The 11627-nt window shown below is 59.6% G+C and carries 10 protein-coding genes and 1 other RNA gene; 4 read left to right on the top strand and 7 right to left on the bottom strand.

Annotated features, from left to right (window positions below; translation table 11 throughout):
* Positions 1 to 47: 47 nt before the first annotated feature.
* The 7 genes from SFUM_RS08525 to SFUM_RS08485 all read right to left on the bottom strand — a co-directional run bounded on the left by SFUM_RS08525 (position 48) and on the right by SFUM_RS08485 (position 8913).
* Positions 48 to 569 carry a chemotaxis protein CheW gene (locus SFUM_RS08525; RefSeq protein ID WP_208597126.1) on the bottom strand — a complete coding sequence of 174 codons (522 nt, stop codon included), beginning with the start codon at positions 567 to 569 and terminating at the stop codon, positions 48 to 50.
* 433 nt (positions 570 to 1002) lie between these two features.
* A complete protein-coding gene (locus tag SFUM_RS08520) occupies positions 1003 to 3012 on the bottom strand; it encodes a response regulator (protein WP_011698502.1) in 2010 nt (669 codons plus the stop codon).
* 109 nt (positions 3013 to 3121) lie between these two features.
* A complete protein-coding gene (locus tag SFUM_RS08515) occupies positions 3122 to 4153 on the bottom strand; it encodes an ABC transporter substrate-binding protein (protein ID WP_011698501.1) in 1032 nt (343 codons plus the stop codon).
* On the bottom strand, positions 4150 to 4962 hold the full coding sequence (locus SFUM_RS08510; RefSeq protein ID WP_011698500.1) for an ABC transporter ATP-binding protein: 813 nt from the start codon (positions 4960 to 4962) through the stop codon (positions 4150 to 4152). The genes SFUM_RS08515 and SFUM_RS08510 overlap by 4 nt, the downstream gene beginning before the upstream one ends.
* Positions 4949 to 5644, bottom strand: a complete 696-nt coding sequence (locus SFUM_RS08505; RefSeq protein WP_011698499.1) for an ABC transporter permease — start codon at positions 5642 to 5644, stop codon at positions 4949 to 4951. Before SFUM_RS08505 ends, SFUM_RS08510 begins: the two co-directional genes overlap by 14 nt.
* A 1102-nt stretch (positions 5645 to 6746) precedes the next feature.
* Positions 6747 to 7631, bottom strand: coding sequence for a phosphate/phosphite/phosphonate ABC transporter substrate-binding protein (locus tag SFUM_RS08495; protein WP_011698497.1), 885 nt, complete (start codon positions 7629 to 7631; stop codon positions 6747 to 6749).
* Between the two features lie 757 nt (positions 7632 to 8388).
* Positions 8389 to 8913, bottom strand: a complete 525-nt coding sequence (locus SFUM_RS08485; protein WP_041440181.1) for a shikimate kinase — start codon at positions 8911 to 8913, stop codon at positions 8389 to 8391.
* A gap of 37 nt (positions 8914 to 8950) precedes the next feature.
* On the opposite strand from SFUM_RS08485, the gene SFUM_RS08480 reads away from it, so the two are divergent.
* From SFUM_RS08480 to ispF, 4 genes are all read left to right on the top strand, one after another.
* Positions 8951 to 9655 (top strand): lysophospholipid acyltransferase family protein, encoded by a 705-nt coding sequence (locus SFUM_RS08480; RefSeq protein WP_167321328.1) that lies wholly within the window; start codon positions 8951 to 8953, stop codon positions 9653 to 9655.
* 165 nt (positions 9656 to 9820) lie between these two features.
* Positions 9821 to 10196: RNase P RNA component class A (rnpB, locus tag SFUM_RS22260), an RNA gene on the top strand.
* A 25-nt stretch (positions 10197 to 10221) separates the two neighbouring features.
* On the top strand, positions 10222 to 10929 hold the full coding sequence (gene ispD, locus SFUM_RS08475) for a 2-C-methyl-D-erythritol 4-phosphate cytidylyltransferase (RefSeq protein ID WP_011698494.1): 708 nt from the start codon (positions 10222 to 10224) through the stop codon (positions 10927 to 10929).
* A complete protein-coding gene (gene ispF / locus SFUM_RS08470; RefSeq protein ID WP_011698493.1) occupies positions 10930 to 11409 on the top strand; it encodes a 2-C-methyl-D-erythritol 2,4-cyclodiphosphate synthase in 480 nt (159 codons plus the stop codon).
* The last annotated feature ends 218 nt before the right edge of the window (positions 11410 to 11627 follow it).

Here is an 11627-nt window from a genome sequence, read left to right as displayed (position 1 = left end):
CCTCCCTCTGGGTGTTCGATTTCACTCAATATTCTATTCGCAAGAGTTTACACACTATCCGATTCCTGAGCGGGGGCCGGAAGGTCTCCCGCTATGACCTTCTTGTCGAGCAGGGCCAGTTCCCTTTCCTCCTGCGGCTTCAGGATCTGGCGGAAATCCAGAAGAATGATGAGCCGGTTGGGCAGCTTGATGACCCCCTGGATATAGACCGCGTCGATGCTGGAGACCACCAGGTGGGGAGTGGGTTCGATTTGACTCACTTCCACCTTCATGACCTCGGACACCGAATCCACGATGAAGCCCGTCACGTGACCGGCCATTTCCACGATCAGGATCCGGGTTCTACGGTCGTTTGCGGTGGGCATGTTCCCTCGAATTCGAAGCCTTTGCCTCAAATCGATGATGGGAATGATCTTGCCGCGCAGATTGATCATTCCAAGGATGGATTCAGGTGCGTTGGGTATGGGCGTGATGGTTGGCAGTCGAATGATCTCCTGCACCATCAGGATGTCCACCCCGAATTCCTCCTCGCCGATGCGAAAGCTGACCAGCTGTTTGGTTTGGATCATTTCTTCCTGGGTATGCGGTACCCTTGATAGAAGAGAAGGCAATCTCATCTTTTTCCTCCCTGTCTCAAGCATTTCGGTGCCGACACCGGATCGTTGTCAGCCGAGGAGTCCAACTCCTTCCCCCCCTGGTGCAAGAAACAGGGCAGGGTGCTCGACAAAACCTCTTTTCCCAACCCCTTTTCTTGCATCAAGGGGGAGGGGGTGTTCATGGAACATCGGCGTGACCGACAATGCAGGCCCGAAACTGAAAAGTTCACCGCTGATGAGCGAACGCCGACCGCGGCCGGGGAAATCTTCCACGTGCGCGGGGCATTCAAACCGTATCCGCTTCCATTCGCAATCTTCACTTGTTCCTCGTGTACAGGTTCAACTCTGCTCCAACGCCATCGCGGGGTTTCGGAACTTTTTCCTGCGAGACACCAACACCGGATCATCATTTGCCGTTTTCGCTTCCTACGTTTTGCAGGAGTGATGCCAGCTCCGATGCCGATTTCACTTCCTGCGCAAAGCCGTACTGCAAAATCCTGCGGGGCAGGTCGGGTTCGAGACATGCCTCGGGTGACAGCACGTACGTCTTTCCTCCCGCTCTTCGCACATGTTCCATGCCTTCAATTCCATCGTGGCCCGTACCGGAGAGCAGAACCGCCATGGCATGCTCCCCGAAACCGTCTCCGAGGCTGAAGAGCAGGCGATCGAAGGGCCGATGCTCGGCCGCGCTGTCCTGGTCGCATCGGGCCATGGTTTGGTCGTTCTCCCTGACGAGGTGAAAGGAGTCTTCGCATGAGAAGAGGTAGGAACTGTTCGGCAGCAGGATTCCGCCCGGCGGCGTCAGTTCCGTCATCCTCATGGAGGAGTCCTTCTCCATGTTGGGCACCATGGATTCCACAGCCTTTTTGGACAACGCGATACCACCCAGCAGCGTGGGAAGGCGATCGGTATTCTCGATGGAAAAAAGCATCTTCAGCAGAGACGGAAAACCTCCCGAGCCGCACAGGATGACCGCGAGCCCATTCGACGCGTGCTCTGCCCGGTCGCGCGCCTCCGGAGAAAATGCGCCGTCTTTCTCAGCGGGCTTGCTCCGTCCGCCGCTGCGAATGTACTGAGCCGCCTCGATGCGCACGCAGGAAGCCTGCGCGACCCGGTCGCGGATGAGGCGGCTTTCATGTTCCCTGGAACCGGGATTGCCTCCCGACGGCTTGGTCAAGACGTCCACGGCGCCGTACTTGAAGGACTGGTAAGTCAGCAGGGACGTTTCCTTTGTGAAGGCACTGACCACGACCACCGGCCTGGGATTGCGGATCATGATGTGTTTGAGCGCGGTCAGCCCATCCATGCGGGGCATCTGCATGTCCAACGTCAAGACGTCGGGCTTGAGCTGCTCGATGAGCTCCAATGCCTGGAGTCCGTCATGGGCGAATCCGAGCACCTCGAAGCGGGGATCCTTGGCGAAAACATCCCGTAGCGCTTTGCACATGAGGTGGGAGTCATCGACGATGAGCAGGCCCCTCCTGGGGATCGGGCTTTCTTCGGGTACCACTGCCACGTCGCCCAGCGAGAACCACTTCGACAGACAGCACAGGGTGCGAAGCTGGGACAGCGGGGAGGCTTCGACAACCTGCCGAACGGTGGCCTTGCCGTCTATGAGGTTGTAAAGCACCTTCAGTTCGGCGAAATAGTACACGGCCCCGTCGTCAAGCGCCGATTCCGATTCCGTCTTTGTAAGAGAACGGTTCAAGTCCGGAACGAAATGATAGAGAAGGTTGGCTTCGCGGAACAGCTTCAGGGCTTCGTGAAACATGAACTCGATCGGACTGCTCTGGTCGGTGAACTCGATCGTGTCCAGCGGTTCCCACAGGTAGCTCCCTTTCGACCAGGTGAGGAACTCGAGGAAGGCTTCCGTTCCCGAGAGGTGTTTGAGCGTCGATCCGGTCAAGTAGCCGTCGCGCAACAGGAAAGCGCCCTCGCCGCCTTCCTCGTCGAACAGGGACAGTTTCCCGCTGGCTTTTCGCAGGGCCAGGGAGGTGGTGAGCTCCAGGGGACTGTGCGAAATGAAGCGATTGGTCCCCGGGAGTTGCATGCGGTTTTGCTGCCATTCGGCCACGGTTTCCAGCCAACTGCAGAAGGCCGGTATATCGAGTTGCTCATCGAAACGGTCCACGGACAGGCGGGGCCACTGACAGACCGCCTCGAAGGACCGTGCGTCGGCAAGTATCCAACAGGGAACGAGGTACGTGTGAGGATGCGACCGCCACTCGAGCAGCGCGTCGAGCGTTCTCGGGTTGGCCCGGTCGTAGCCGGCCACGATGATGTCGATGTTTGCGGAATCCGAAGGACAGATGCGGATTTCGTCAGCGCTGATCACGTTGGCGCCCTCGACGACCGAAGACAGGTCGCGGAGTCGTTCAGCGTATTTTTGTTGCGGATCCAGCAGCAGGACGTTCATTTTTTTTCAAGCCTGTTGAGAGTTAACCTTGCTCGGTAGCGACCCGAGGAAACGCCGGCGGTTGAGACCGCGGGCCATGGGCTCCGGGTATTGTTTGCCCGGACCGCACTCACTGCACGAGAACCTTGTCCACCGATGAAACCTTTTCGACCTTGACCGCTCGGGCAAACCGGTTCTCCACCATTGCCGAGAGATCGGGCCGCCCGTCGAGCAGGCCGGCGGACCGCATCTCCTCGGCCACCTGCTCCATTTCCTCCACCGCCGGAGTATACAGGTCGAAGCGGATCCGGCCGGGAGGGTGCTCAAACGCGTACGAGACAACCTTCGGGTCCTGTCCCCAATAACGGGCCGCCAGGGCAACGGCGTCCTCGATATGGTCCCTTGCCCAGAATCCGGACCGCACCGAGGCCGTAACCAGGGTCTGTACCCAATCGGGATGATCGCGGACGAGGTCATCCCGGACGATCATGAGGTTACAAATGAACTTCGGCCAGATTGCCTCCACGTCCACCAGCCGGGTGGCTATCCCGCTCACCAGCGCCTTGCTCGCGAAAGGTTCCCCGACGAAGTACCCGTCGATGCCGCCGGTCGACAATGCGGCGGGCATATCGGGCGGAGGGATTTCCACGAGGCGGATGCTCTCGGGCTCCATACCCTGCTCGCGCAAATAACGTTTGACGGCGAGCAAATGGCCCGAGTACCGGATCGGGACTGCCACGGTTTTTCCTCGCATTTCAGAGAGCGAACGGCATTGGAGGTCTTTCCTCTGCACCAGGGTGCTTTCATGCCGGTTGCCGATATAAACGACCTTCAGGGGCACCCCCTGCTGATGCAGAGCCACCGCCAGCGGTGCGATGATGAAAGCCGCCTGGATATGCCCGGATCGGAACGCCTCGGACATTTCCGCAAACGAGCCGAATTTCAGCGCCTCGAAGCGCACACTCGCCTCTCTGGTCGCATAGTCCACCACGGGGGCGGCCAGGTTGGTGATCACCGGCATGTAGCCCATGAGGACGTGGTTTGCCGGGGGCCGTTCTCCATTCAAAAAGAAGTGCATACCGCCGACGAGGATCACCCAGCCAATGGCAATGACGGCAATGCGCAGCGCAGCCGGTAATTGTTGCAGGGAATTCGGCATCATATGGCTGTATGAACCCCGAGATGATGATAGATGTTGGCCCTGAGATCGCTCAGATCCTCGGAGGCCAGATTGCGCGGATGAGGCACCTTGATCGACCGGACGCATTTCACCTGCGCCGGCGGCTCGCTCAAAATGATCAACCGGTTGCTCAGCTGCAACGCCTCGTCGATGTCATGCGTCACGAACAGAATGGTCGTGTCCTTCAACATGATGTGCAGGTAGAGCATCTCTTCCCGCAGGTGCAGGCGGGTGAGATGATCGAGTCCCGAGAACGGTTCGTCCATCAGAAGGATATCGGGCTGGGCGGCGAGCGCCCGGGCGATCTCGGCCCGTTGCTTCATTCCTCCGGACAGCATGTAAGGGTAGTAGTTCTCGACCCCTTCCAGGGCCACCAGCGCCAGGTACTCCTGAGCCTTGCTTTGGCGTTCCCTGGCGTCTTTCACCGAACGCAGGGCCATGGCGACATTTTCCCCGATGGTGAGCCATGGAAACAGCGCGCCTTCCTGGAAGACGAAAACATGGTCCGGGCGGGGTCCGACGACTTCCTCTCCGTCGATCCACACCTTGCCCGTGGAAGGCGTGGAAAAGCCTGCGATGATCTTGAGCAGCGTGGACTTGCCGCACCCCGAGTGACCGAGAATGCTGACGAACTCACCGTGTTGGATCTCGAGGCTGATGTCTTTCAGGACAACTCGCCCGCCGACTTCGCAAGGAGACGGTTGTGTCTTGCGAAGCCCGAACCAGGATCGCTTCACGTTGTTCCCGTACTCAACCGTCACGCGATCGATTTTGATCTTACTTTTGCTCAAGTCTCCACCTCACGGCTTCCATGCCCTCCAGCTTCGTCATGAAGTAGTCGAGCAGCAAACCGATCACTCCAATGGTGATCATGGCCACAACCACGTAGTCCAGGCGAAGGGCGTTGCGGGCATCGATGATGAGATAGCCGAGGCCGCTCTTCACCGCGATCATCTCCGCCGCCACCACCACCATCCAGGAAACGCCAAGGGTCACTCTCAAAGCCAGCACGATGCCCGGCAGACACGCCGGCAGGATCACGTAATAGACCGATTCCCAAACACTGAACTGAAGGTTCGCCGCAACCTGGAAGTACATGGGATGAATCGATGCGGCGGCTTTGACCGTGGAAATGAGCATGGGGAAGAAGCTGGCGATGAAGATGATGAAGAGCGCGGGTTTGTCCCCGATTCCGAACCAGAGCATGGCAAAGGGGATCCACGCCAGGGGAGAAATGGGCCGCAAGAACTGGATGACCGGGTTTGTGCATTGGTGGATCAACGCCTGCCGCCCCAGCAGAAGCCCCAGCGGTACCGCCAGAAGCACGGCCAGGTAAAACCCGACAGTGACGCGGAACAGGCTGGCCACGGTGTATCGCAACAGGACACCGTTGTTCGCCAGCTCCCAGAACGCCGCGAGAATCTGCTGGATTCCCGGCAAATGTTCCGTTCCGCTCCATAACGATCCCACCATCGGAACCCTCCCCCGGTTCCCGTCACTTTCCCGCGGTGGCTGCGAGAAACAGCAGCACCGCCGCCGAGCCGGTCCGAGCGCGCGGCGAGGATTTCCCTCCTGCGACTGCGCTCCTCCGTACAAGCTCGTCCGGGGTTTCCCGGTCTCGCCGTGGGTCCGCAATCGCGGTCAAAGAATACGAATCGTTCCCGGGCGCGGTCATTGGCTTGTTCCCGTTCCCGTATCCGATCCAGACTGCATGGACATTAGAAGCTTGATCCGATCTCGGTCGAAGACATGCACTGACGTTTTCGTGTTTCCCCGCAATGGAATTGCAGCGGTCGGCATATCGCCCCACCCCGGACCCGCAATCCCTTATGTGCCTCAAGGCCGTACCGGCCCCGTCGGCAAAGGCCCCGTCTCTCACTGCGTCCAGGCACGCGACCACCGGAGCGCAATGCATGGCTTCCTTCCGGACGGCCGTCCAGCCGTTCCGAGCCGCAGCATCCGTTGGCGCCGTGACCATCAGGGCCCGACCTGCTTCGTCTCTTTACTGAAGCAGTCAAACACAAACGATCGTCGGTGCCGGCAGTTCAACTTCGTCGTTCGTCACCGATAACCTTCCCGGCACTGACAGAGCCGCAGGGACCGACGGCTCTACAGCGTTTATCGGCCGCAGATCGGCCGAACTTAAAGAAATTTAATATTGACTCTTGAAAATCCCTTGGCATTCTCCCCGTTCACGCGTCCATGGTGAAAGAGCGTGCAAACGCCCATCGACAGTCGTCCTCAAGGGTTCCAGTGCCGCGCACCGGGAGGGGGCACACCCGCGGTTCCTCGTCTCCATCCCGAGACGGAATACTGCGTCGAGTTGGCCATGAGCATCAGTAAGAGAATGAAGATCCGCACGACGAGGCAGGACAGGTTCATCCCCCCGACGAAATCGAGCATCGTCCGAAGAATCCAACCCGGGTCGAGCGATTCGGCCCCCGATAGCGGCCCTCTCGCCGTGCGCTCCCTCAAGCTCGGCAGAGGTCGCGGCGGAACCGATCGCTCGCATCAAGTTCAAACGGCAGGGCGGCCGGCCGCGATAATCGGCGACCCGGTTTGCCCGTGCCCGGTCTCACCGGCCAAAAGCACCGTACTTAACGACGGTGAGACATTCGACCACCGGCGTATAGTCCAGTGCGGCCTTCCAGCCCACGATCTTCGCGTTCTTGGCCGCGGGGTCGTTCGGCCCGATGGCGACCAGCGCTTTTGTCACCTGCTCCCTCAGGGCAGTCGGAACATGCGCGCAGGCGCCCATTGGGTACTCGGGGTAGAGCCTGGTCGAATGCAGCAAAGGAAAACCGTCATTGCGCTGATTGATGACCCTGAAATCCTCCGGCTTGACCTTTCCTTCATCGAGCATCTTTTCAAGCGATCCGGAGCGAACCGACCCGGCGGCAACGGCTTTGTTCATGATGGCATAAATGACATTGTCGTGCGTGTGCAGTTCCCGGAGGACCACATCCTGGCGCGGGTTCATGCCGGCTTCCACCAGCACGCGCTCGGTCATCAGCCAGCCGCCGAAGGCATTTTTCGCGGCGGTGCCGAATTCCTTGCCCTTCATGTCCTGCACGCTCATGATGGGACTGTCCCGCCTGACCAGAATCGTTCCGGCCATCTGGTCCATCTGGTTGCCCTTGTATTGATTGATGATCGTCGCGATCGCCTGCACGCCGTACAGCTTGTTCATCTCGGCGAACATCGCCGGGTTGCCGCAGACGAAATCGATTTTCTTGTCTTTGGTCCATTCGGGAAGTTGCTCGTAAGTCAAGGGGAGAATGACGAAAGGCTTGCCGATGGCGGCTGTAAGGTGTTCGGCCGTGGCGTTCCATTCGCGTAGCGCTCTGGCTGCCCCACGGTTGGCCAAAACCCCTATCTTCAATTCCTGCGCATAGGACAGGGGCGCCACCAGTGAGACACAGATGATCATCAAGCCTATTACTGCGATTTTTTTGCACATGATTTCTCCATCCCTTCGGTTTGTGAGTTATGGATTATAGAGATATACGTATCTGCTTATCAATCGGAAAACTTTTAATACTCTAAACTTAAAAATATTTAATCTTTACGCTCAAAAACAGGCTCCAAGTCCGATCGAAAAAATTCGGCGAATCAGCCAAAACAGTCAAGGAATACCAGCATTGTACAGACATTACGATGACGGTTGTCTCACTTCACATTGGATTCAAAATTGAGCGATATTTCAGTGAATCGAGAAAACAATGGAATGCCTGATTCTTAAAATAGACAGTGTCGGCATCCATGTGAAATACGTGCTCCATAGAGCCTGTCCGGAATTCAGACTGGCTGAAATGAATCTGACGATGTCCGGGCTTCAGCGCGGGATCACGCATCATGGCGATTTCGAGAAAATGTCATGCCACATCACGGTTTCATTTTTCATGCTAATTTGGAGATTCATTCCGATTTGTGAACGAATATTAATGAAGTGCCGGACTCTGTTGCTGTGCATGGCGTCCATCTGGGGCCAGATCTTGACTGGATTGATGCAGATGACTTGTGTCTGTTGTCGCGAGTCGATGGGCTATGGCGGTTTCAGGGGATGACCACGGAGGCTTGGCAATCCAGTGAGGATTTGCGGCTTCCGCTTGTGGGCGGGAATGGCAAAGAGGGGGCGGGTCTGTCGGGCGCTTGAGGAGGCATCGGTACAGGTTGGGGAAGCGAACGGGGAGAGCGGGGGCATCTCTTGTGGAAAATCAGGTGGAAACGAATCTCGCGATGGCGGACACTACATCCGGCGGCGCGAGGAGATCGGTGGAAAGGGTGAGGTCCGCCGTCCGGGCGTAGAGAGGAGATCGTTCCTCGAGGAGTTGTTCCACCTCCAGGGCAGGGGACAGATCGGTCAGGGGGGGACGGTCATGGATGGTATTGGGGTCCCGCGCGAGACGTTCGAGAATGGTTTCCCTGGAGGCCGTCAGCCAGACGACGACAAAGTGCGCCCGGAGGGTTTCGCAATTGGCCGGGTCCAGGATAATTCCGCCGCCCGTGGCCACCACGAGGTCGGCGCCGCCGGCAAGCGCCTTGAGAAGCCTGGATTCTTCGTCCCGGAATGATTTCCAGCCATGGGTACGCACCCAGCATTGGATGTCGCGACCGAAGGTTCCGGTCAGGTGCCGGTCCATGTCGATGAAGGTGAAGCCCAACTCCCCGGCCAGGAGCCTCCCGACGGTGCTTTTCCCTGTTGCGCGGAAGCCGATCAATGCTATGTTGCGTTTCTGCATTGCAACGTTTCCTTTCGGATCGACGAGGGTGAATCTCATGAGCCGTGATAAACGACACCGGCCCGGTGGAGGCGGGCGTTCCCGCATCGACGTTGTCGGGAAGCTGCCTTTCCTGCCGGCGCTCATAGCCGCCATGCTGCGATTTCTTTACCGTACCTGCCATATTACCACTCTCGGCCGGGAACATGAAGATTTCGTGAAGGGGTTGCCGGGGCCGGGAATCGCCACCTGCTGGCACTTCGCCTTTCCCACGGTGGTCTATCACTACAGGGACCTGAACGTGGTGACCATGGCGAGTCGAAGCAGGGATGGCGAGCTTGCGGCACGAGTGGCCGAGCGTCTCGGAATGCGGTGTTTCCGGGGGTCGCCCGGCAAGGGCGGCGGCGCTGCCCTCAAGGGTCTTATCGATGCGTTGCAGTCATCCTACGGCGGCGGATTCATCGCCGACGGCTCGCAGGGACCGCCACGGATCGCCCAAAAAGGCATCCTCCTGCTCGCCCGGTACTCCGGAGCGCCGATCCTGCCCGTCAGCATCGCGGCCAGACCCTGCTGGCGGTTCCGGAGCTGGGACCGCACGGTTCTTCCGAAGCCTTTTGCACGCATCGTGGCGGCTTTCGGCCCGCCGCTGATCGTTCAGAGGGATGTCAGCCCGGAGCGTCTCGAGGAATTGCGCCTGGAGCTCGAGGCATCGCTGAACAATCTGACGCGGGATGCGCAACGGGCGCTCGGCCTGCCGGACTGAGCCCGCCCGGGCCCGTCTGCACGAACAAGGAACGGAACCGCCGAAACGGTTCCGGGTGCGCTTCAGTGTTGCAATATCGCCCCGGCTCTGTTATTTGGACCCGTGAACGGCGGCACGAAATTGCCATCATTACGAATATATGATTAACTGATAAATTGGGAATTTGGAGTAGCACAAATGATCGCCGGTTCCGTACGGGATCGGAGGAAAGTCCGGGCTCCACAGGGCAGGGTGCTGGGTAACGCCCAGTCCCGGTGACGGGGAGGATAGCGCCACAGAAAGCAAACCGCCCTGCATTGCGCAGGGTAAGGGTGAAACGGTGAGGTAAGAGCTCACCAGTCCCGATGGTGACATCGGGAGCTAGGCAAGCCCCACCCGGAGCAAGACCGAATAGGAGAGCGTTTGAGGGCTGCCCGTCCGAGGCTCTCGGGTAGGTTGCTTGATCCCGCCGGCAACGGCGGGACTAGAGGAATGATCATTGCCTTTCGTCGCCTGCGGGCGTTCGAGGGGAACAGAACCCGGCTTATGGGCTGCTCCAAATTCCTTTTTTTCTTCACGGATTTCGTATGTCGACGACATGTGCAATTGTCCCCGCGGCCGGACGCGGCTTGAGGATGGGAAGAGACAGGCCCAAGCAGTTCCTGGAGATCGCCGGCCGGTCCATCCTGCTCCACACGCTGGATGCCCTTGCCGCCGCGCCGTTCCTCGCGCAGACCTATCTCCTGGTTCCGGAGGACTTCCAGGATGAGGCGCGCGGCCTGGTATGCGGTCATCCTTCCGTCACGGTCGTGGCCGGCGGGGCCGAGAGGCAGGACAGCGTGCTCAACGGTCTGCGAAGCCTCCCGGATGAATGCGGTTGGGTGCTCATCCACGACGGGGTTCGGCCTTTCGTTTCGTCCGCGCTCCTCGAAGCCGCCTGGAAGACGGCTCAACGTACGGGAGCGGCCATCGCGGCGGTACCCGCCACCGATACCGTGAAGCGGGGCCAGGGCGGGACCGTGGTCGAAACCTTGAACCGGGAGGAAATTTGGTTGGTGCAGACTCCCCAGGTGTTCCGACGGGATATCATTGCCAGTGCCTATGAAGCGGCCGTCCAGCGCGGCTGGGTGGGAACCGACGACGCCTCCTTCGTGGAACGGTTGAACCTGCCCGTGTCCGTGGTTCTCGGAGAGCGCACCAACGTCAAGGTCACCACTCCCGAAGACCTGGACTGGGCGCAGTGGTTTTTGTTACGGTCCGGTGGGCTCGCGGGAAGGATCTCCGGGAGGGAATGAATGCGGGTGGGATTCGGATACGACGTGCATGCATTTGTCGAGGGACGCCCCCTGGTGCTCGGAGGGGTGAAGGTTCCGCACGATCGCGGTCTGCTCGGTCATTCGGATGCGGACGTGCTGCTGCACGCCATCTGTGACGCCCTCCTGGGGGGCGCGGCGCTGGGGGATATCGGACGGCATTTCCCCGACACCGATCCGCGCTTCAAGGGGATATCGAGCCTGCTGCTGCTCCGGCAGACGGTGGAACTCGTCCGTCGCGCGGGGTTCCGGATCGCAAACATCGATACGACACTGGTGTTGCAGAAACCGCGCCTGGCGCCCTACATCGCCCGGATGGCGGAAGAAATCGGCCGTGCGACGGACCTGCCCGTTTCTTCCGTCAACGTCAAGGCCACCACGACCGAGAAGCTCGGGTTCGCCGGACGCGAGGAAGGTGTTGCCGCATATGCCGTGGTGCTGTTGAGGAGCGACGGCCGGTGAGCGCGGATGGGGCGGGGTGGCCGGCATCGAAGCATCGCCTCAAGCCGCCCTCGTACCTGAAACCCCGGCAAGCTCCCGCGTTCCGCCGGGAAAGGCGGCCGGATAACGGAGCGCGAACAGGCACTTACCGGGAAGCCGGGAGGGGCGGAGCGGAGGTCTTATGCTTTGCCGGTCGTTTGCACCCGCGGCGGGCGCGATGCCGAAACGGTCGGGATCCC

Source organism: Syntrophobacter fumaroxidans MPOB (genome assembly GCF_000014965.1).
GTDB lineage: Bacteria > Desulfobacterota > Syntrophobacteria > Syntrophobacterales > Syntrophobacteraceae > Syntrophobacter > Syntrophobacter fumaroxidans.
Note: the sequence above shows the minus strand (reverse complement) of the source record. Positions and strands in the feature narration are given on the sequence as shown.

Coding starts and splice junctions, on each gene's coding strand:
- SFUM_RS08525 (WP_208597126.1), bottom strand. CDS start 569: ATGATCCAAACCAAACAGCTGGTCAGCTTTCGCATCGGCGAGGAGGAA.
- SFUM_RS08505 (WP_011698499.1), bottom strand. CDS start 5,644: ATGGTGGGATCGTTATGGAGCGGAACGGAACATTTGCCGGGAATCCAG.
- SFUM_RS08520 (WP_011698502.1), bottom strand. CDS start 3,012: ATGAACGTCCTGCTGCTGGATCCGCAACAAAAATACGCTGAACGACTC.
- SFUM_RS08495 (WP_011698497.1), bottom strand. CDS start 7,631: ATGTGCAAAAAAATCGCAGTAATAGGCTTGATGATCATCTGTGTCTCA.
- SFUM_RS08485 (WP_041440181.1), bottom strand. CDS start 8,913: ATGCAGAAACGCAACATAGCATTGATCGGCTTCCGCGCAACAGGGAAA.
- SFUM_RS08515 (WP_011698501.1), bottom strand. CDS start 4,153: ATGATGCCGAATTCCCTGCAACAATTACCGGCTGCGCTGCGCATTGCC.
- ispF (WP_011698493.1), top strand. CDS start 10,930: ATGCGGGTGGGATTCGGATACGACGTGCATGCATTTGTCGAGGGACGC.
- SFUM_RS08480 (WP_167321328.1), top strand. CDS start 8,951: ATGAGCCGTGATAAACGACACCGGCCCGGTGGAGGCGGGCGTTCCCGC.
- ispD (WP_011698494.1), top strand. CDS start 10,222: ATGTCGACGACATGTGCAATTGTCCCCGCGGCCGGACGCGGCTTGAGG.